General features: G+C 31.0%; 18 protein-coding genes and 2 pseudogenes. 2 read left to right on the top strand and 18 right to left on the bottom strand.

All coding sequences use genetic code 11. The annotated features are described in order from the left end of the window. Positions 1 to 416: 416 nt before the first annotated feature. Entirely contained in the window at positions 417 to 4,928 is a 4,512-nt protein-coding gene (gene gltB / locus K8354_RS10870; protein WP_223439547.1) for a glutamate synthase large subunit, read from the top strand. A gap of 4 nt (positions 4,929 to 4,932) precedes the next feature. Beyond that, on the top strand, positions 4,933 to 6,396 hold the full coding sequence (locus tag K8354_RS10875) for a glutamate synthase subunit beta (RefSeq protein WP_223439549.1): 1,464 nt from the start codon (positions 4,933 to 4,935) through the stop codon (positions 6,394 to 6,396). A 327-nt stretch (positions 6,397 to 6,723) separates the two neighbouring features. Here the strand turns inward: K8354_RS10875 and K8354_RS10880 are convergent, their stop codons facing one another. From K8354_RS10880 to K8354_RS10965, 18 genes and pseudogenes are all read right to left on the bottom strand, one after another. Then, positions 6,724 to 7,236, bottom strand: a complete 513-nt coding sequence (locus K8354_RS10880; protein ID WP_223439551.1) for a hypothetical protein — start codon at positions 7,234 to 7,236, stop codon at positions 6,724 to 6,726. A gap of 1 nt (position 7,237) precedes the next feature. After that, positions 7,238 to 8,641: an AAA family ATPase gene (locus K8354_RS10885; protein WP_223439553.1), complete on the bottom strand. Its 1,404-nt coding sequence runs from the start codon at positions 8,639 to 8,641 to the stop codon at positions 7,238 to 7,240. A gap of 206 nt (positions 8,642 to 8,847) precedes the next feature. Continuing rightward, the gene (locus K8354_RS10890; protein ID WP_223439555.1) at positions 8,848 to 9,876 is read right to left on the bottom strand and encodes a hypothetical protein; all 1,029 of its coding nucleotides are present in this window, start codon (positions 9,874 to 9,876) and stop codon (positions 8,848 to 8,850) included. A 938-nt stretch (positions 9,877 to 10,814) separates the two neighbouring features. Beyond that, a complete protein-coding gene (locus tag K8354_RS10895) occupies positions 10,815 to 11,102 on the bottom strand; it encodes a type II toxin-antitoxin system RelE/ParE family toxin (RefSeq protein ID WP_223439556.1) in 288 nt (95 codons plus the stop codon). Next, entirely contained in the window at positions 11,095 to 11,334 is a 240-nt protein-coding gene (locus tag K8354_RS10900) for a ribbon-helix-helix domain-containing protein (protein WP_223439558.1), read from the bottom strand. Before K8354_RS10900 ends, K8354_RS10895 begins: the two co-directional genes overlap by 8 nt. A gap of 108 nt (positions 11,335 to 11,442) precedes the next feature. Beyond that, a pseudogene (locus tag K8354_RS10905) lies at positions 11,443 to 11,553 on the bottom strand (IS1595 family transposase); the annotation flags it as partial. Between the two features lie 372 nt (positions 11,554 to 11,925). Further along, complete coding sequence (locus K8354_RS10910; protein ID WP_223439560.1) at positions 11,926 to 12,477, bottom strand: hypothetical protein; 552 nt, start codon at positions 12,475 to 12,477, stop codon at positions 11,926 to 11,928. Between the two features lie 39 nt (positions 12,478 to 12,516). After that, positions 12,517 to 13,500 carry a hypothetical protein gene (locus tag K8354_RS10915; protein ID WP_223439562.1) on the bottom strand — a complete coding sequence of 328 codons (984 nt, stop codon included), beginning with the start codon at positions 13,498 to 13,500 and terminating at the stop codon, positions 12,517 to 12,519. Positions 13,501 to 13,598: 98 nt separating this feature from the next. After that, positions 13,599 to 14,609, bottom strand: coding sequence for a hypothetical protein (locus tag K8354_RS10920; protein WP_223439564.1), 1,011 nt, complete (start codon positions 14,607 to 14,609; stop codon positions 13,599 to 13,601). 12 nt (positions 14,610 to 14,621) lie between these two features. Continuing rightward, entirely contained in the window at positions 14,622 to 15,128 is a 507-nt protein-coding gene (locus K8354_RS10925; RefSeq protein WP_223439565.1) for a J domain-containing protein, read from the bottom strand. Between the two features lie 2 nt (positions 15,129 to 15,130). Beyond that, complete coding sequence (locus K8354_RS10930; RefSeq protein WP_223439567.1) at positions 15,131 to 15,346, bottom strand: hypothetical protein; 216 nt, start codon at positions 15,344 to 15,346, stop codon at positions 15,131 to 15,133. A 269-nt stretch (positions 15,347 to 15,615) separates the two neighbouring features. Beyond that, positions 15,616 to 16,287 carry a hypothetical protein gene (locus K8354_RS10935; RefSeq protein WP_223439569.1) on the bottom strand — a complete coding sequence of 224 codons (672 nt, stop codon included), beginning with the start codon at positions 16,285 to 16,287 and terminating at the stop codon, positions 15,616 to 15,618. Next, a complete protein-coding gene (locus tag K8354_RS10940) occupies positions 16,284 to 17,009 on the bottom strand; it encodes a class I SAM-dependent methyltransferase (protein ID WP_223439570.1) in 726 nt (241 codons plus the stop codon). The genes K8354_RS10935 and K8354_RS10940 overlap by 4 nt, the downstream gene beginning before the upstream one ends. Before the next feature lie 973 nt (positions 17,010 to 17,982). Continuing rightward, complete coding sequence (locus K8354_RS10945; protein WP_223439572.1) at positions 17,983 to 18,270, bottom strand: type II toxin-antitoxin system RelE/ParE family toxin; 288 nt, start codon at positions 18,268 to 18,270, stop codon at positions 17,983 to 17,985. Continuing rightward, positions 18,263 to 18,502, bottom strand: a complete 240-nt coding sequence (locus tag K8354_RS10950) for a ribbon-helix-helix domain-containing protein (protein ID WP_223439558.1) — start codon at positions 18,500 to 18,502, stop codon at positions 18,263 to 18,265. Before K8354_RS10950 ends, K8354_RS10945 begins: the two co-directional genes overlap by 8 nt. A 108-nt stretch (positions 18,503 to 18,610) precedes the next feature. Next, positions 18,611 to 18,721 (bottom strand): annotated as a pseudogene (locus K8354_RS10955) (IS1595 family transposase); the annotation flags it as partial. 375 nt (positions 18,722 to 19,096) lie between these two features. Beyond that, complete coding sequence (locus K8354_RS10960) at positions 19,097 to 19,879, bottom strand: DUF1828 domain-containing protein (RefSeq protein WP_223439574.1); 783 nt, start codon at positions 19,877 to 19,879, stop codon at positions 19,097 to 19,099. Continuing rightward, positions 19,876 to 20,376 carry a DUF6978 family protein gene (locus K8354_RS10965; protein ID WP_223439576.1) on the bottom strand — a complete coding sequence of 167 codons (501 nt, stop codon included), beginning with the start codon at positions 20,374 to 20,376 and terminating at the stop codon, positions 19,876 to 19,878. The genes K8354_RS10960 and K8354_RS10965 overlap by 4 nt, the downstream gene beginning before the upstream one ends. Between the last annotated feature and the right edge of the window lie 507 nt (positions 20,377 to 20,883).

The raw sequence follows: 20,883 nt of genomic DNA on the forward strand, positions 1-20,883 counted from the left end.
CATAAAAAATAAATCACGCAACTTTTTAGTTGCGTGATTTTCTTTTTATGCAAAACTTAAAGATTTTCGTCTTTTTAAAATATTTTCTTATAAATTCAGTTTTAATTTTAAAAGAAACCAAGCCAAAAGAAATAAACGCAATCAGATTTTCTTAAACACTATATTAAAATATTTAAATTATAAATTTAAAAAACAACATCAAACTTACTATTTAAAATCAAAAAGACCTTATAAATAAAAATATGTAAGGTTGTTTTTTACATTTTATGAATATCTTAATTAATACCTATATAATTATCATAAATATTTTTATATAGCTATTTATTAATTTCATCGCAAAAATTGCATCAAAAAAGCGTAAACACCAAGATATATTCAACTAAATACATAGCTTTGTAAATATAATTGAATACAACATGGAGAAACAAGGCTTATATTTACCCGAGTTTGAACACGAAAATTGTGGTGCTGGTTTTATTTGTAATTTGAATGGTGACAAGACCAATCAAATTATTCATGACGCACTAGAAATACTCGTAAAATTAGAACATAGAGGAGGCGTTAGCGCAGATGGAAAAACAGGTGATGGCGCTGGTTTACTTATTGATATACCTCATGAATACTTTCAACGAGTTTGTGATTTTATTATTCCTGCTCCAAGAGAATATGCAGTCGGAATGGTCTTTTTACCAAAAGTATCTAACCAATATAATTTTTGTAAAACTACTTTTGAAAGAGAAATTAAAGAACAAGGCCTTACAATATTAGGCTGGAGAAAAGTGCCAGTAGATTCCTCTCAATTAGGAGAAATTGCCTTTTCATCAGAACCTCTAATAGAACAACTATTTGTTGGTAAAGATTCTGAAATTGATGAAGCTACTTTCAAAGCAAAATTATATGCTGCTAGAAAAATCGCAGAGCATGAAATTAGTAATTCTAAAATTTCGGAAAGTAAATACTTTTACGTTCCAAGCTTATCTTTAACAACCATTATCTATAAAGGTATTATTATGCCCGAAGATATTGGTCCTTATTATTTAGACCTACAGGAAATAGATTTAGTAACTCGTTTAGCATTGGTACATCAACGTTTTTCTACAAATACGATGCCTACTTGGGAGCTAGCACAGCCCTTTAGACACATGTGTCAAAACGGAGAAATTAATACCCTAAGAGGAAATGTAAGTAGAATGCGCGTGCGTGAAGAAATCATGAAAAGTGATGTTTTTGGCCCACAAATCGAAAAACTTTTCCCTATTATTTTACCAGGAAAATCGGATTCGGCTTCTATGGATATGGTTGTTGAATTGCTAACACATACAGACAGGTCATTGCCAGAAATTATGATGATGATGATTCCTGAAGCTTGGGAAAAGCATGCAACCATGTCACCAGAGAAAAAGGCATTCTACGAATACAACGGATGTATTATGGAGCCTTGGGACGGCCCTGCATCTGTGCCTTTTACAGATGGAGATTATATTGGTGCCTTACTAGATAGAAATGGCTTAAGACCCTCCAGATATACGGTAACCAAAAGCGGTAAATTAATTATGTCTTCTGAAATTGGTGTGGTTGATATTGCACCAGAAGATGTAAAAAAACACGGAAGATTAGAACCCGGAAGAATGTTCTTGGTAGACATGAATGAAGGAAGAATTATTGAAGATGAGGAAATAAAAAACAAAATTGTTTTAGAAAGACCCTACAAAGAGTGGCTTAATAAAACTCGCCTACATCTAAAAGATGTTCCTTATACAAGCCAAACCTGCCCAATTGAAAACCTAGACATAAAAACACGCCAGCGTTTGTTTAATTATACTTTTGAAGACATTCAAGAAGTAATTACACCAATGGCTCAAGTGGGTAAAGAAGCCTTAGGATCTATGGGAACAGACACTCCGTTAGCTGTTTTATCTGATAGACCTCAATTAATTTCTAACTATTTTAAGCAATTATTTGCACAAGTTACCAATCCGCCTTTAGACGGTATTCGAGAAAATATTGTAACCGATATTAGTCTAAATCTAGGGAAAGATAGAAATATTTTTAGCATTACAGAAAGACATTGTAGAAAATTAAGAATTCAAAATCCTGTCATTTCGAATGCAGATTTAGAAAAAATACGATCCATCGATATCGAAAGCTTTCAGGCAGAAACATTTCAAATTTTATATCCAAAAGCAAAAGGGTTAAACGGACTGGAAGAAGCTTTAGATGATATTGTTGTTCAAATTGAAAAAGCATTAGATAGAAAAACAAACATTATTATTCTATCGGATCGAGGAGTAACTCAAGAATTAGCACCTATTCCCGCTTTACTCGCGTGCTCTTTTGTAAACCACCAATTAAATCGTTTACGGAAACGTTCTTATTTTGATATTATTATTGAATCCGCAGAACCACGTGAACCACATCATTTTGCTACTTTATTTGGTTATGGCGCAAGTGCCGTAAATCCTTATATGGTGAATGAAATTATCAGAATGCAAGTAAAAGAAGGCTTTATTACGAACATGGATGAGCAGCAGGCAGTCGATAATTTTAATACCGCAATTGGTAAAGGAGTGCTAAAGGTGATGAACAAAATCGGAATTTCTACCTTACATTCTTATCGAGGTTCTCAAATTTTTGAAATTGTTGGATTTAATTCACAATTCGTACAAAAATACTTTCCTTATACAGCCTCAAGAATTGAAGGAATTGGTTTATATGAAGTTGAAAAAGAAATAGACCAACGCTACAAACAAGCGTTTCCTGACAATCAAATTGATAAAAATTTAGGACTAAATATTGGGGGAGATTATCGATGGAGAAGAAATGGTGAACGCCACTTATTTAACCCAACAACCATCTCAAAATTACAACAAGCTGTTCGTTTAAGTGATCAAGCGAGTTATGATGTGTATTCAAAAGCAATTAATGAACAAGCAGAAAATTTAATGACCATTCGTGGTTTGTTTGAATTTGATAATTTAGATCCTATTCCTTTAGAGGAAGTAGAAGATTGGACAGAAATTGTAAAACGCTTTAAAACAGGCGCCATGTCTTATGGATCTATTTCGCGCGAAGCTCATGAAAATTTAGCCATTGCCATGAATAGAATTGGAGGTAAATCTAATTCTGGTGAAGGAGGTGAAGATAGAAAACGTTTCCAAAAAGATGTAAATGGTGATAGCAGAAACTCTGCAATTAAACAGGTTGCTTCTGGTAGATTTGGCGTAACTTCTCATTATTTAACCAATGCAAGAGAAATTCAGATTAAAATGGCACAAGGCGCAAAACCGGGTGAAGGCGGACAATTACCGGGTTACAAAGTTTTACCTTGGATTGCTGCAGCAAGAAATTCAACACCATTTGTAGGCTTAATTTCGCCACCACCACACCACGATATTTATTCTATTGAAGATTTAGCACAATTAATTTTTGATTTAAAAAATGCAAATCGCGAAGCTAGAATTAATGTGAAATTAGTTTCAGAAATTGGTGTAGGAACCATTGCTGCTGGTGTTGCAAAAGCAAAAGCAGATGTTGTTTTAATTTCTGGTTATGATGGCGGTACAGGAGCTTCTCCACTAACCTCATTAAAACATGCAGGTTTACCATGGGAACTTGGCTTGGCAGAAGCACAACAAACTTTAGTAATGAATAGCTTGCGAAGTAGAATTGTTGTTGAATGTGACGGTCAACTAAAAACAGGTAGAGATGTTGCCATAGCTGCCTTATTAGGTGCTGAAGAATTCGGTTTTGCCACCGCTCCTTTAGTAGCTTCAGGATGTATTATGATGCGTAAATGCCATTTAAATACCTGTCCGGTGGGTATTGCTACGCAAGATAAAGAATTGCGAAAAAACTTTAAAGGAACTCCAGAACATGTCATTAATTTCTTCTTTTATATTGCTGAAGAATTAAGAAGCATTATGGCGCAACTAGGCTTTAGAACCTTAGCGGAAATGGTAGGTCAAACGCATAAAATAAATGCTAATAAAGCCATTAAACATTACAAAGCAAAAGGGTTAGACTTGTCTAGCATTTTACACCGACCAGACTCTTACAGAAAATTAGTAGTGAGCAATACAGAAAAACAAGAACATAATTTAGATGATGTTTTAGATTTTACAATACTAAAAGATTCTCATAGAGCATTATACAGAAAAGAAAAAATGACACTAGCGTATCCAATTAAAAACGTGAATCGTACCGTTGGAGCAATTGTGAGTAACGAAATTTCAAAAATCTATGGGCATTTAGGCTTACCAGAAGATACGTTAAATATCAATTTCACAGGTTCTGCCGGTCAAAGTTTTGGCGCTTTTGGTGCCTTCGGATTAACATTTACGCTAGAAGGAAATACAAATGATTATTTAGGAAAAGGTTTATCTGGCGCTAAATTAATTGTAAAGAAATCTTCAAAAGCCGATTTTATTGCAGAAGATAATATAATTATTGGTAATGTTTGTTTGTTTGGCGCAGTAGCTGGCCAAGCCTATATTAACGGAATTGCAGGCGAACGTTTTGCAGTTAGAAATTCTGGCGCAGTTACAGTTGTGGAAGGTGTCGGAGATCACTGTTGTGAATATATGACAGGCGGAACCGTAGTTGTTTTAGGCAAAACAGGAAGAAATTTTGCAGCAGGAATGAGTGGAGGAATTGCGTATGTATATGATCCTCAAAACAAATTTGTAAATGGTCTTTGCAATACTGAAACTATTGAGTTTGAAGAGATTTTAGAAGAAGATGCCATCCATTTAAAATCTTTAATTGAAAAACACGTTTTATATACAGACAGTAAAAAAGGAGCCTCATTACTATTAGATTGGGATGTAAGTTTACAAAACTTTATCAAAGTAATGCCAACTGAATATAAAAAAGCTTTGCATCGCATAGCCACTGAAGAACCAATGTTCGAAGAATTAACAATAGCATAATGTCATGGGAAAAGTAACAGGATTTAAAGAGTTTGAAAGACAAGATGAAACCTACATATCAGTAATAGATCGTGTAAAAAATTACAAAGAATTTACAGTTCCACTTTCTGATAAAGAAATTACAAAACAGGGTTCACGTTGTATGGATTGTGGTATTCCTTTTTGTCATAGTGGTTGTCCGTTGGGAAATTTAATTCCAGATTTCAATCATATGGTACATCAAGGGGAATGGCAAAAAGCTTCGTGGATACTACATTCTACCAATAATTTTCCTGAATTTACAGGACGCTTATGCCCTGCTCCTTGCGAACAGGCTTGTGTTTTAGGTATTATTGAAGATCCTGTATCTATAGAAAATATAGAGAAAAACATCGTAGAACGGGCTTTTAAAGAAGGATGGATTAAACCACAACCGCCAAAAGAAAGAACCAATAAAAAAGTGGCAGTTATAGGATCTGGTCCTGCTGGATTAGCCGCCGCGCAGCAATTAAACAGAGCGGGACATCTTGTGACGGTCTTTGAAAGAGATGATGAAGTTGGTGGATTGTTACGCTATGGAATTCCTAATTTTAAAATGGAAAAAGGAATCATCGATAGAAGAATAGCCATTTTAAAAGCAGAAGGGATTCTATTTAAGACGAATATCAATGTAGGCGTAAATTATGATGTAGAAGATTTAAAATCATTTGACAGTATTGTTTTATGTGGTGGATCTACAGAAAGACGAAGCCTACCTACTCCAGGTATTGATGCCGATGGTGTAGTACAAGCGATGGATTTTTTAACACAACAAACAAAAGTATTATTTGGCAAAGAAGTAAAAGATCAAATAATGGCCACCAATAAGAACGTTATTGTTATTGGTGGTGGAGATACAGGTTCAGATTGCATTGGAACTTCGAATCGTCAGGGTGCAAAATCTGTTGTGAATTTTGAAATCATGCCGAAACCTCCTGGTCATCGTTCACCAACTACTCCTTGGCCTTTTTGGCCTTTACAACTCAAAACTTCTTCTTCACATAAAGAAGGCGTTGAGCGAAATTGGTTAATCAATACCAAAGAATTTATAAAAGACGAAAGCGGAAAGCTAATTGCTTTAAAAACAGTAAACGTTGAATGGAAAATGGTCCCTGGACAAAGACCAGAACTCATAGAAATTGCAGGTACAGAAAAAACTTGGCCATGTGATTTAGCGCTACTAGCATTAGGTTTTACAGGCCCAGAAAGTACTTTGGCTGACAAGTTAGGCATCAAAAAAGATGAACGCTCTAACTACAAAGCAACCTATGGAAAATATCAAACGAATGTTCCGCATATATTTGCTGCTGGTGATATGCGTCGTGGACAATCCTTAATCGTGTGGGCTATTTCCGAAGGGAGAGAAGCTGCCCGACAAGTAGATATTTACTTAATGGGTAAATCTGAATTGCCATCTAAAGACATCGCTGGTGATTTAGTAGCGATGTAAAAATAAATTTGAAACAATTAAATACAATAAAAAGGTAGTGATTAATTTCATTACCTTTTTTAGTTTTATATGATCAACGAAAAGCTCTTATTTTTATGTTCAATAATCTATTTCGCATTTATTTTAACTGATTTTTAATTGCAAATAAATAGTTTGTATGTACTAGAGATATTGAAAACACGCTACTTTACTCAATCACACTCCTTTTAAAAACCACACCCAAACGGTCGTTTTCCCCTTCTCTTAGCAATGGATCAGTCAACAAGGCATATAGCGTTGGCCCTATTGGAAGGTCATAGGCTTAGTTATTGTGTGCAGTATTTTTCCTTATTTCAAATATGATGCAATTCTGAATTTCTGCTGTCCGAAAAAGTGATGATTGTTTTCATCGTATTCAATTTCTTTTAATTTTGTTTTGTATTTTCTTTCAAATTCTCGAATACTAATTTTTCGTTTTTCAATTGTTAAGGATTTTTTATTAACACGATTAACTGTGTCAATCACATAGTCCACAAAACATTCTCCTGCATTTAACTGTGGCATTGCACCTTGTCGACCAGCTTTAAGTTCAATTATTAAAGCAAATAGCTGACCATTCAATTCAGAAAAAATAATATAATCACATCTCTTTTTTACTCCTTCGTTATTACTGAAAAATGGAAAAAAACCACCACTAAATGTTTTATCCAATTGAATGTCAAAATCAAAAATTAAAGATTGACAATTTTCAGTTACACAATCAATAGACATATCAACTCCATCATTTTTCTCAACTAAAGTATTGTATTTACATTTGAAATCTGAATTTAAAACATTATCAATTAAAGAAAGGTTACTCATTTTATAAATTCTCTAAAGTATTTTGACTTTCATTTTGAAGGGCGTAAAATAATTCCTCTGAAATATCATTTAATTCATCAATTGTATTGTCTATTGTCTCAACGTCGAATCCAGATTTAGATATTGGAATTGGTGCAACAGTCACATTGCGTGATATAGAATTTTTGAAATTAAAAAGATAAGCCCCTACTGTATTAAAGTCTAAAAAATATTCTTTGGAATATGTAACAGAATTAATTGTAATTGGTTCTTTTCTTTTTAATGAAGATACCATAATTAGATTATTTAATTCTCTAATTATATAATCACTGTGAGTACTAATAATTAATCTAAATCCTTGATTTATGAGTCTTGCAAATACTCTGGCTAAATATACTTGATTATTTGGATGTAAATTTAATTCAGGTTCATCAATAATTATTAATTCATTCTTTGTTGCGATATGTTTTAAATAAAAAATAAGACTTGATAAAGTCTTAACTATTGATGCAGTTAAATGAATTGGTATTTTTTTTCTTTTCGCTTTGTTAGAAGAAAATTGAACTTCTCCATCTTTGGTGATTATGACTTTACCGTTTAATAATTCATTTTCTATTTCTTCTGCAAAAGAAAAAAATTCTGATTTTGTTTTAGAGTAATGATGTAGGTCTTCAGCAACTTCTAAACCGTCTCTAATAGGCATTGGATATCTACTAGATTTTTTCAAAAACCAGTGAAAAGGGTCCCTGCTACTTTTCTTTGAACCCAATTCCTGTGCTCTTTCTAGAAATTCTTGTTTTTGAATAGATAATTCTTTACTAAAAGTATAAATAGAATTTCGTTCAACAGGTAATATATAACTTGATGTAAATGGGTAAAATGCAATAAGTGAAAATAGTTTTGATGTTAAAAACAATTCAAGAATTTCAATACTATTTTTTGAAACAACGGTATCTTTTAATTTTAAATTAATCTCTCTACTGTCTATTTTTTTTAGTATTTCTATACTGATATCATTTATCCTAAGTTCGTTACTAAAGTTCATTTTAAGAATATTAATATCGAATTCCTTTTTTGTTTCAGATATAGAAATCGAGAAATCTGCAAATAGGTTACTGGCAATATCTTCTGAAACACCATAAATACTAGCAAGAGAATTATTGAGATTTTTTATTTCATCTTTTCTGTAATTCCATATTGAATCAGTTTTTAATTCAAAAACAGCTTCTTGATTTTTTATTAAGTCTTGCACAAAAATGCTTTCTTGACTTTTAAAATATTTCATTCCAGATTTCGTCAACGCATATGCCATATAAGCAGCATATGTTTTTCCCGAATTATTAGGACCACAAAAAACGGTAAGTCTTTTACTTAAATCAAAATGAGCACTCTTAATAGCTCCTAGATTTTTTATATCTATTTCCATAATTCAAATATAGTGATATTGATTTTATCTACAGGTTTTTTTTAATGTTTGCCAACGTGTTTTTATAAGATTTGTTCGACGTAAAAATCGGAGATTTTTCCGCCATAGCAATATTTTTATTGAGTGTTTGTAATTTTGTACTAAATCTGATGTGAGCATAAATTTTATGAGGTGTTGGTGGTAGGCATTCGATCTTTATATTTAAATTAAAATTTGTTTATATTCTGTTTTCTATCTGCTTCATCCTTTAGCTGTTCGTATTTTTTGCTTACAAATTGGACTAGAAGTGTAGTCTTGTAATTTTCTCCATACAATGCAACAGTAATGCCTGTTTTGTCATTTGACCAACCTGCATTATATAATAGGTGCCCTAAGCTGACAGCAAACCCATATTGTTCAATATCGTCTTTAAATAAACTATTTTTCCATTCAGTTACATTATAACTAGGTTTTCCATATTTTTCAGAAACTATAGATACAAGCTTTTTGAAATCTTCAATATAGTCATTCTTGTTTGTATGAATTATGTTGAATATGTATTTTGACATTGACAATTTGTTGTTTGAGAATATATATAATACTTTACAATCCAAACTAGCAACATAATCTTCAAACATATATGCCTTGTCTATTCCAGCTTTGTCAGCTTTACCCTCTTTTAACATTATTGATTCTTTGGAGTCTCCCCAATTCGCAATTCTAAAATCTGAATTATTATTATCTAATCCTTTTAAGTTTAGAATATAAAATTGACTATCATTAAAAACCATATGTGAAACATAAACTATGAAATTTTCAGTATACCATTTTCTATCATAATGGCTTATTTTATCTCCTAAATCATCTTCTTTAATATCTGGTTCACCATATTTACTTGTAAAAACAGAGTCCATATGTTTTGATAAATTTTGAGAATCTACTTTTTTTAACTTTTCTTCTGGTAGATAGAATTTAAGATTTGATAGTTTTTTAGTAATAGAATCTACATAAAAATATACTTCAAAACTATACTTTCCTAGTTTAATACTATCGATTTTATAATCTGCAATAGTTTTATCATAATCATTATAAAAGTGTTTTGATTTTCTGATGTTTTGAGAATAATCTTCTAATAGCTCATTTTGTGGACTAAACCATTTTATATTTTTTGTAAATTCAAAAAAATCATTTTGTGAATAAATTGTCGTTATAAATAGTAACGAAAATAGGATTGTTGTTTTAATTTTTCTTTTCATATTTTTCTTTTTTAATCATTTTTAGCTTACCACCAAAAACCGTATACACGTATTGTTTACATATCGCATATAACTATAATCGTTATTATTTTTTCTTTTTTAAATCTTTGTGCACCTATGTATGTCTTTTTGAATGCAACTCTAACAATTCTATTTTTTCAGTTTAATTTAAAACTCCAGAAAAATAGTACTTTAAACTAATGGGTTTTTCTTACTTTCCTATAACACAAATACATCACCCTTATTTTTTCTCAAAATTACCAGCAATATTTTAATATTCTTTACGGGTTTCCTCATTCTAGCTATTTTTTTAACAAACTTTAGAATTTTGTACACACCTGCCTCCTATCATCAGAAAAAGCGCAGTAAAAAGAAGACTTTTCTAAAACTCAAATAGTCGCGTTGAAATGTAAATTTCATGATCCATCTATTTTTATTTTTAGATTTAAACAGGCTATTTAGGGTTCATTTCCTCTTAATTTTGGCAATTGCACCCAATGAATTATTGTTTACTTTATTGAAAATAAAAATAATTGACATCGTATTTATGATGGTACTTTTTTTGATAAAAAATAAGCGAAAAGGTACAGTTTATTGCAGTATTATACGGTTAAAAATCGAATCGATTACAAATAGCACCTGCTTGATGAACTATGAAGAAGGAAGAGTTTTTCAAATTAGCTATCAATTGGACTGCGGAGTTCCCTTTTGTCCAAATTAGTTGTAATTGATTTAAACATTTAAAAAAAGCATCAGAAATAGCTTGTATGGAATAGAAATATTGAAAACACGCTAGTTTACTCAATCACACTCCTTTTAAAAACCACACCCAAACGGTCGTTTTCCCCTTCTCTTAGCAATGGATCAGTCAACAAGGCATAGAGCGTTGGCCTATCGGAAGGTCATAGGCTTAGTTATTGGCAACAGTTTTTATTTTTCTATAATTTTTCATTCAAATCTTGCCTACCAACAATCGCCATAATTTCAATAACATTCTCATTTACTTTGAAGTAAATACTATCAATTCCGCAAACACAGCGTCTATAATCTTTTTTTATATAATCAACGGATTCGAAAGAATAGGGTCTTTGAGCAATAATGTCAAAATATTCAAAAAATGATTCAAAGTATTTATCCGCTTGAGTCATTCCAAATTTTCTTACTCCATAATGATGGATTCTTATCAAGTCATTTTTCGCTTCGTTACTTAATTTGTATTTAGTCATTAAGTAAAGACTTTGATTGAGCTAGAATTTCATTTTTACTATCGCTTGTAAATCCGCTGTTTTCAGCTTTTTCCAATTTAGCACGAACCCAATTAATTTCAACTTGTTGTTTTCGAGCTTGTCTGATTAAGTCATTAACGAGTTCACTCTTGCTAGAATATTCTTTTTTGTCTACTTGAGTTTTTAACCATTCATCGTTTGGTTTTGTGAATGATATGCTTTGTCTTGCCATAATTTAATTATTTGATGTAAATATACACCAAATACGCATCATTTACAAATTGTTGCCAACGGGAGTCTGCGCAGAAACCCGTTTTTAAAACTAAAATAAGTGATATTTACTAGATTTCGTTGCTTCTCTAACTTTATGCATAAATAATCTTGCTGTTTTTTCAGTAACTCCAAAGCGAACTCCCATGTAGTTGGCTGATAAACTTTTTGTGATGGTACTTTTTTTGATAAAAAGTAAGCGAAAAGGTACAGTTTATTGCAGTATGATACGGTTAAAAATCGAATCGATTACAAATAGCACCTGCTTGAAAACTATGAAGAAGGAAGAGTTTTTCAAATTAGCTATCAATTGGACTGCGGAGTTCCCTTTTGTCCAAATTAGTTGTAATTGATTTAAACATTTAAAAAGCGCATCAGAAATAGCTTGTATGCAATAGAAATATTGAAAACACGCTAGTTTACTCAATCACACTCCTTTTAAAAACCACACCCAAACGGTCGTTTTCCCCTTCTCTTAGCAATGGATCAGTCAACAAGGCATAGAGCGTTTGACCTATCGGAAGGTCATATGCTTAGTTATTGGCAACAGTTTTTATTTGTTTTTTAATTCTTCAATCTTGTTTTTAGCTTCTGTGAAATTTGCTTCAATTTTTTCCAAATCTTTTATGTAGAGTGTTTTGTCAGAGCCATATTTTTCAAGTTTTATATACCAAGTTGCTTTACCTTTACTTACATAATAACCTAATTGAAATCCGTCTTCTGTGATAAATTTATTTTCTAAATAATCAGGATTTTTCAAAACATCGTTATCAACTTCTAATTTTAAACTATTCAATGCCTTAATAACTTCTAATAAATCTGAATATTCAATTGACGCAGTTGAACTTCCATATTTTCCTGGTTTTTCAATTTGATAAAAATATCTTTCGCTATTACCACTGTTCAACTTTCTAACTCTTGTTTCTGCAACTGTATATGATGACTTCAAATTATTCAAATTTGTATCAGTAAATTTTGTAATCACACCTGTTTGAGACGCAAATTGTTCCATTTTGGTTTTAGTTTTTTCGGCATCTTTTTTTATGTCTTGAGAAAATACTAGAGTTGTAATCAATAATGTAATAATTGTTAGTGATTTTTTCATAAGAAATTTACTTGTGTTTATAATTTTAGTTTTAAATAATTATTTTTTTTGGGGTTGAAATCTTAAAAATTCAAAAACCAAGGGAAATTCTTTTTTTAAAATTTTATCTATCTCTTTATTTCTGTAACTGTATTTTTCAATGTATTCTTTATTCAGTTCTTCTCTAACAACATCTTCAAAGTATAAATCTTGTAAATATTCTTTTTCGTGATTTTCGTATTTCCAATGATTTTCTATAGATTCAGGTATATTTAAATCATCTCTACTGATATTTTTTCCGTCTTTACGGATTTTGTCAACTTCTATGTGAATATTATAATCTCTTAATAAAGTTTTTAAAGATTTGTATTTTAAAATTTGTTCATCTGAATAACTTGCTTCCCAATATCTCACCACTGGTCTTGAAAATGGACTTGTAGAGCGACACCAAGATTTATCTAATGCTGAATAAATAGATGAATATTCATCATTTTTTTCTTTTTCATTTATTTTTGCTACGATATTGAACCCAAAACGAATTTGTTCTACTTTTCCTTTTAGAGGTGTTAATCTAAAACCTAAATTAACATTTCTAATGTCTCTACTGTAAGTATAATATTCCTTATCAATTTTTACTAATTCAATATTCACATATTGTTCTAATGAATTTTCTTGTTTGATTTTTTTCCAATAATCTGAAACTGAATCTACTTGTTTTTTATAAATTCCATATTTATTGTTCCATTCCTTTTCAATACGTTCATTTATAGGTTTGAAATAAGTAGTATCAGATGAAAATTCAACAAAATCTACGACTTGATTATATGTTAATTCAGTAAATTTAACTTTATCTAAATCATTTTTAATTACTGTATCTCTTAAGTAAACAATATATTCATAAGTATTTTTAAATAAAGAGTCATTATCAATTGTTTTTTTTAGTTCTCTGACTGTCAATGGTTCAATAACTGATTTATTAAGATGAGAATTACAATTAAATAATGCAATTGATATTAATAAAATCAATATGTTTTTCTTATTCATAATTTTTGTTTTTAATTACTGCCAATAACTAAGCATATGGCGTGCCGATAGGCCAACGCTATATGCTTAGTTATTGTGCATAGTGCTTTCTGCGTTTTTTATATTATCTCGAATGTTTTTATAAAGTCCTGAAATTTCTTCTCTACATTATTATCATCGGTAACTTGAAGCATATAACTTTTCATTTTGTGATGAAAGAAAACAGCTTTAGTAGTTCTTCCATTTTGTGTGTTGTCATAAAATACTGCATCAAACTCTTTAAACTTGCCTCGATTATTATTAATTGACATTTCATCAAATTTTGTTTGATAATAATCTAAATCATTTTTGTTATAATCGATTATTTCTTGTTCAGATTGTCCTGTAAGAACGCTATCAAAACTGCTTACATTAATATTATAATCTGTACCATTATCATAAACGTGAAATGGCTTTGAATTATCATCCATTCCATTTTGTTTCATTTGTTGAATTCTCAATCTATCTAGTTTTATTTCTTTATTGCATTTGACCATAAATCCGTATTCTTGAAATACTTGGTAGCCATCTTGTATTGCCTTATTCTTGTCAAACTTCTTGGCAATAGGAATTTTTAAAGTTTGTTGTTTCATTGCAATAGACTTTATGCTTTTAGCAATTTGAATAAAATTATTATCGCTTAATGCCATAGAATTAATTGTAAATTGCTCTGTGTCATTTCGAACTATTGCAAAAACTCCGTATGATGTTAAAGTGACAATTCCAGCTCCTTGTTTTTTCAAGTCTTCTTCATAGAATGAAATAATACCTTTTATTCCGTTTTCTTCAAATTCTTCTGTTCTTATAAATTTGCTGTTATCAAATAAATCACCAGTATTTCGAGAAGCTAAATAATCTTTCAGTTCTGTTTTTAAATCTGAATTTCCAATTTGACCCAAACTAATGTCAAAATGAGAGTGTTCTCCTGCTTGCCAAGTTAGTTCTTTGGTTTTGCTGTATTTTTCTGGCAAATCAATTGAATAGCCATTTCCAAAATCGAACTTCTCATATGATGTATTTCTTTTTTGGTCGCAGGAATTTAGAAATAGGATTAATAAAAAGACAGTAAAATAATTTTTTAGGTTTTTCATATTGGTTAGTTTTTAGTTGCAAGCCTTAAATAAAAGCATAATTATAAATCCTGAAATTGAATAAAAAATAAGCATTTGAAACATTTTCGCTCCAGCTTGTTTAGTTGCTTCTAAACTTAATTCTCCAATTTCTTTTAAAGTCTGTTTTGCTAAATCCACAGCTTGTTTTCGAGCATTTCGCATCCATTTTTCTAAAGTTTCATCTTTTACTTTATATTCATAGGATGTTGATTTTGAATAAGTTTTCTCTTCTTTTTTGTCTTTATTTTCAGCACGATTATATTGTTCTTGTTTTTTAAATTCTTTGAAATTCGTATATTCTATATCGTACCTTCTTCTCGCATCACTATCTTTAAGTATTAGATACGCTTCATTGATTTCTTGCATCTTCGTAGAAGTATCAGTTCCAATGTTTTTATCGGGATGCCACTTTATAGCTTGAGTTTTAAATGCAATTTTTATATCAGCTTGAGTTGCAGATTGTGAAATTTCAAGAATGGAATAGTAATCTTTAAACACAATTAATCTCTTTTGTCAAGTTGATGTTTGTCAGTTTCTGAAATTTCATTTTTTATCGAAGGTTTTTTCCAAACAGCTCGAATACCTGCAATCATTCCAGCAAAAAGGATTAGTCCTAAAAGTCCAGGTGTTCCACTTCCTTTATTCGATGCTACTATAACTCCGAATAAGAAAATGAATCCGATTATAATTCCGATAGTGACAATAACTTTTGACATATTTATAGGTTTGGTTAGTTTACAAACTTCTTAATTCGTTTTATTTTTTCTTTACGGTTTTCCGCAATCAGAGATGTTTATTTTAAGTTCAGGTGTTTCTTCAGCATTATGCACCACGTTTTGCAGCTACATGCAGGTGGGGATTTTTAGCACTAAACTTTAATAGAAGTACATAGTTTGAAATTAGCATTTCACTGTCATAGAGGCACGAAACCCCCACTTGCGTGTAGGTGCTGTTATGCCTTCTCCCTTCTTTTTCCGCGTGTCTATTATGCATATTTCAGTCTGTTGTTTTTAAGGTCAAGAACAACCTTGAAATTATTAAAAAAGTCAAACCCAATAATACCGTCTGTTCCGCCCAACATCAATGTCATTTGCAGTAGTGTCGGTAAGTTTCCATATTTCACAACGAATTCTTTGTCTCCGAAAACTGTCGGAATTTCAAAGCATTCAGTTTGAAATTTACCTACTCCTGGATAAAAGTCTTCATCAGTTCCAACGCTTTCATAGTTACTTGTAAAGCTGTCCGATAAATATGAAAGTTTAGCTCCTGTGTCCAAAAAGAATTTTAGTTCTTGATTATCGACCGTCATTTTAATTATCGGTATTCCCATAAAATTTGAAATGTCCGCCTGAGTTCCGCTAATTTCAATATCTTGTTTACTGAACTCAATTATTTGATTTTGATAGTTTAAAAGGATTTTGTAATCTGATAATATATCGGCTCCAAGCAATGTTGTTATACCTGTTCCAAGCATATCAGAAATTTTTAAAACCGTCAAACCCATATAGTTTGTTGAACAACCGAAACTTTCTGAACAAAAATTTAAACTGTCTGAAGCGTGAATAGTTGAGGGCGCTCCTGTGTCAATTAAAATTCTATTCTCACCTTCATTGATAATCGGGTGTCCTTTGAATAACTGTATTTGAAATTGTTTCATTGTCGTTTGTATAGTTTGTATGTTGAACCTGTTGAATTAAAATGTGAAAACGATTGCAAGGTATCATAGAAACCGTTTTGTTTTAGTAATTTGTCAAGCGTGTCAACTTTCCAATATCTTATTAGGAATTCATCTTCGTAACTAAACTCTTGCCCATTGAAAATACCACTACATTGTTCCCTATATGTGTAAATATCGTTTTCGTTGTTGCTTGTTAATTCAACAAGTCGTCTAAAATTATTTGAGTCAATATTGGTCAAACGTCCCGCATTAAAAAAAACCGTATTGGGTAAATCAAAAAAGAAATATCCGTTTGTGTTAATGTGCTTGCTAATATTCTCTATGTTTTTAGAAAGTTCATCTTCTGTGATTGAATAGCTTAAAACGGTAAAAAGTGCGATTGCTAAATCTGCTTTCCCATTCTTGTATTCTGAAATTGAACAGTTATGAATTTTTATATCAGAATTTTGTCGGTCTAACTTCCTGTTAAAATCTTTTACCATTCCAATGCTTTTCTCAACTGCTATTACATTGTAACCTTGTTCTGTCAAAGGAAACGATAGTCTGCCTGTTCCTGCTCCAAAGTCAAGAATTGTTCCTTTTGGTAAAATTTGCTTTATTACATTCAGGGTTTCTTTTGTCAAGCTGCTGTAAAAACTTCCAAAAGTCTGTTCGTAAACAAAGTCGTAATATGTTCCCCAATTGTCGTGTGGTTGTTTCATGGTTGTCTGTCTTTTAGGGTGAGGCCTAACAACTGTATAAACGTATTGTTGACATATCGCATATAACTATAATCGTTATTATTTTTTCTTTTTTAAATCTTTGTGCACCTATGTATGTCTTTTTGAATGCAACTCTAACAATTCTATTTTTTCAGTTTAATTTAATAATCCAGAAAACAGCACTTTAGACTAATCGGTTTTTCTTACTTACCCATAACACAAATACATCACCCATATTTTTGCTCAAAATTACCAGCAATATTTTAATATTCTTTACGGGTTTCCTCATTCTGGCTATTTTTTTTTAAAATCTTTAGGATTTTGTACAAACCTACCTCCTATCATCAGAAAAAGCGCAGTAAAAAGAAGACTTTTCTAAAACTCAAATAGTCGCGTTGAAATGTAAATTTCATGATCCATCTATTTTTATTTTTAGATTTAAACATGCTATTTAGGGTTCATTTCCTCTTAATTTTGGCAATTGCACCCAATGAATTATTTTTTAATTCATTGAACTTAAAAATAATTGACATCCTATTTATGATGGTACTTTTTTTGATAAAAAGTATGCGAAAAGGTACAGTTTATTGCAGTATGATACGGTTAAATTGGTATACTATCATTTGAAATCAAGAGTATAATACTAAAAATCGAATCGATTACATATAGCTCCTTCTTGATGAACTTTGGAGTAAGAAAAATTTTTCAAATTAGCTATCAATTGGACTGCGGAGTTCCCTTTTGCCCAAATTAGTTGTAATTGATTTAAACATTTAAAAAGCGCATCAGAAATAGCTCGAATGCAATAAAATATTGAAAATGCTCTCCTTTCCTCAATCACACTCCTTTTAAAAACCAAACCAAAACCGTCGTTTTACCCCTTATCCTTAGCAATGGATCAGTCAACAAGGCATAGAGCGTTGGGCCTATCGGCGGGGCATAGGCTTAGTTATTGGCAACAGTTTTTATTTTTCTATAATTTTTCATTCAAATCTTGCCTACCAACAATCGCCATAATTTCAATAACATTCTCATTTACTTTGAAGTAAATACTATCAATCCTGCAAACACAGCGTCTATAATCTTTTTTTATATAATCAACGGATTCGAAAGAATAGGGTCTTTGAGCAATAATGTCAAAATATTCAAAAAATGATTCAAAGTATTTATCCGCTTGAGTCATTCCAAATTTTCTTACTCCATAATGATGGATTCTTATCAAGTCATTTTTCGCTTCGTTACTTAATTTGTATTTAGTCATTAAGTAAAGACTTTGATTGAGCTAGAATTTCATTTTTACTATCGCTTGTAAATCCGCTGTTTTCAGCTTTTTCCAATTTAGCACGAACCCAATTAATTTCAACTTGTTGTTTTCGAGCTTGTCTGATTAAGTCATTAACGAGTTCACTCTTGCTAGAATATTCTTTTTTGTCTACTTGAGTTTTTAACCATTCATCGTTTGGTTTTGTGAATGATATGCTTTGTCTTGCCATAATTTAATTATTTGATGTAAATATACACCAAATATGCATCATTTACAAATTGTTGCCAACGGGAGTCTGCGCAGAAACCCGTTTTTAAAACTAAAATAAGTGATATTTACTAGATTTCATTGCTTCTCTAACTTTATGCATAAATAATCTTGCTGTTTTTTCAGTAACTCCAAAGCGAACTCCCATGTAGTTGGCTGATAAACTTTTTGTGGTGGTACTTTTTTTGATAAAAAATAAGCGAAAAGGTACAGTTTATTGCAGTACTATACAGTTAAAAATCGAATCGATTACAAATAGCACCTGCTTGAAAACTATGAAGAAGGAAGAGTTTTTCAAATTAGCTATCAATTGGACTGCGGAGTTCCCTTTTGTCCAAATTAGTTGTAATTGATTTAACATTTAAAAAGCGCATCAGAAATAGTTCGTATGCAATAGAAATATTGAAAACGCTCTCCTTTCCTCAATCACACTCCTTTTAAAAACCAAACCCAAATCGTCGTTTTACCCCTTATCCTTAGCAATGGATCAGTCAACAAGGCATAGAGCGTTTGACCTATCGGAAGGTCATATGCTTAGTTATTGTAATTAGTATTTTTAAGCAGATATAAGTTCTTTGCTTTTTTCCGATTCTCGTTCAGACCAAAGTATATAGTCAGCATTTTTTGCTTTAAGCGCATCTAAAAATTCAGTTCGAACTTCTTTATCAATATTATTTATTATGGCAATAGCGTTCACATCCTTTTTCGTGATTTTTTCACGAACTGGTTTTATATCATCCCAAGAAAAAAGAAAAGTAGATAAATTTGATTTATTTACTGTGTTGAATGATTTAATTACAATTTCTTTATTCCTTTTTGCGATTTGAAAATCGAAATTAAATTCTAAACCTGTAGCTCCTTTTGAAATGAAATCAGGTGTGTAAATTATGTCGTGAGAGTCTAAATAAGTTCTAACATCTTCTTTAAATATAGAGGCAATATTATGTTTTGATAAAACATATAAATCATTAATCTCAATGATCGCAGATAGAAAATTATGCTTTGTTTGAGAAAAATTTTCAATGTTCGCTTCTATAGTCAATTCGTCACTTTCAGCTCTTACTCCATAGTTTAACAGTATAGTGTCTAAAATTGCTCTACGTCTTTTTGAACCTTGAATATACAGACCTTGAAGTTCTAAATTAGACATAGTTTCTCCGTTATCACTTAATCTTAAGTGATTTCCTTTTTTTTGAGCGTAAATTTCAATAGTATCATTAAAGGCTCCAACAAAAGGTGTGTTTATTAAAAACCAATCAGTATTAGAGTCCTTTTGGATAAAGGTTTTCTCTCTTAACCAATTGTAATAATCGTCCACATATGTATTTACCCAATTCAAAGTATTGCCTGTTGAATGTTAATTAATGATTTTAAATTTATTCTTCGAGCAAAGTTAATTATTAAATCCGACAAGTCTGATGGGTGAGTAATATCTTTAATTGGAAAATCACTATCAGTTAGCGGAATTGCCCATGCTAAAGGTTTATATCCTTCCACATAGATATGAATATGAGATTCTGTTGGATCAAACCACTTGTCAGCATAAGGGATTAGAAAATCAGGTAAAGAAGGAAGTATATTGGCAGGATTGTGATGACCTCCTTTGAAGTCAATTCTCAATAAACCGACAAAAGAATTACTCTCTAAATGATGTATAGAAGTTTTAAGTATAATTTTTTGATTGGTCGTTATTTCTACCCGAAATTCGTAATCAGAATCTTGATGAGAAATTAATTCTAATCTATTTTTCTTTTTCGATAAATCTATTGTATGATTAGGGTTCGTTAAAACCTTTTCTAAACCCAATAAATACTTCGCTTCTTGGTTAGTTAGCATTTTTCTTGAAATTTCTTACTTAAGACTGTATACACGTATTGTTGACATATCGCATATAACTATAATCGTTATTATTTTTTCTTTTTTAAATCTTTGTGCGCCTATGTATGTCTTTGTGAATGCAACTCTAACAATTCTATTTTTTCAGTTTAATTTAAAACTCCAGAAAAATAGTACTTTAAACTAATGGGTTTTTCTTACTTTCCTATAACACAAATACTGGAGTGTCTACCTTTTAAAAAACACTAGAAACACCAATTTAATTTCACAATGTTGTATCTATAAATTGAATAATTTATTTTTAAAAAAATAAACGAAAAGGAAACAATTTATTATAGAATTACGGAATTAAATTGGTGTACTTTCCAAAGATTACACTCTTCTTTAGGTTATTTAACTCCTGTAGAAACGGAACTAATATTAAAAGGAATGATTTAAAAATCGGTCTAAGAAAATTAGTTACAAAATTACTAGGAATTCCATATCACAATTAAACTTAGCTTCGGC

Source organism: Polaribacter litorisediminis (assembly GCF_019968605.1).
Classification (GTDB): domain Bacteria; phylum Bacteroidota; class Bacteroidia; order Flavobacteriales; family Flavobacteriaceae; genus Polaribacter; species Polaribacter litorisediminis.

Bases quoted from the DNA above. Each gene is read 5' to 3' on its own strand.
- gltB (WP_223439547.1), top strand. From the start codon at position 417: ATGGAGAAACAAGGCTTATATTTACCCGAGTTTGAACACGAAAATTGT.
- K8354_RS10875 (WP_223439549.1), top strand. From the start codon at position 4,933: ATGGGAAAAGTAACAGGATTTAAAGAGTTTGAAAGACAAGATGAAACC.
- K8354_RS10880 (WP_223439551.1), bottom strand. From the start codon at position 7,236: ATGAGTAACCTTTCTTTAATTGATAATGTTTTAAATTCAGATTTCAAA.
- K8354_RS10885 (WP_223439553.1), bottom strand. From the start codon at position 8,641: ATGGAAATAGATATAAAAAATCTAGGAGCTATTAAGAGTGCTCATTTT.
- K8354_RS10890 (WP_223439555.1), bottom strand. From the start codon at position 9,876: ATGAAAAGAAAAATTAAAACAACAATCCTATTTTCGTTACTATTTATA.
- K8354_RS10895 (WP_223439556.1), bottom strand. From the start codon at position 11,102: ATGACTAAATACAAATTAAGTAACGAAGCGAAAAATGACTTGATAAGA.
- K8354_RS10900 (WP_223439558.1), bottom strand. From the start codon at position 11,334: ATGGCAAGACAAAGCATATCATTCACAAAACCAAACGATGAATGGTTA.
- K8354_RS10910 (WP_223439560.1), bottom strand. From the start codon at position 12,477: ATGAAAAAATCACTAACAATTATTACATTATTGATTACAACTCTAGTA.
- K8354_RS10915 (WP_223439562.1), bottom strand. From the start codon at position 13,500: ATGAATAAGAAAAACATATTGATTTTATTAATATCAATTGCATTATTT.
- K8354_RS10920 (WP_223439564.1), bottom strand. From the start codon at position 14,609: ATGAAAAACCTAAAAAATTATTTTACTGTCTTTTTATTAATCCTATTT.
- K8354_RS10930 (WP_223439567.1), bottom strand. From the start codon at position 15,346: ATGTCAAAAGTTATTGTCACTATCGGAATTATAATCGGATTCATTTTC.
- K8354_RS10935 (WP_223439569.1), bottom strand. From the start codon at position 16,287: ATGAAACAATTTCAAATACAGTTATTCAAAGGACACCCGATTATCAAT.
- K8354_RS10940 (WP_223439570.1), bottom strand. From the start codon at position 17,009: ATGAAACAACCACACGACAATTGGGGAACATATTACGACTTTGTTTAC.
- K8354_RS10945 (WP_223439572.1), bottom strand. From the start codon at position 18,270: ATGACTAAATACAAATTAAGTAACGAAGCGAAAAATGACTTGATAAGA.
- K8354_RS10950 (WP_223439558.1), bottom strand. From the start codon at position 18,502: ATGGCAAGACAAAGCATATCATTCACAAAACCAAACGATGAATGGTTA.
- K8354_RS10965 (WP_223439576.1), bottom strand. From the start codon at position 20,376: ATGCTAACTAACCAAGAAGCGAAGTATTTATTGGGTTTAGAAAAGGTT.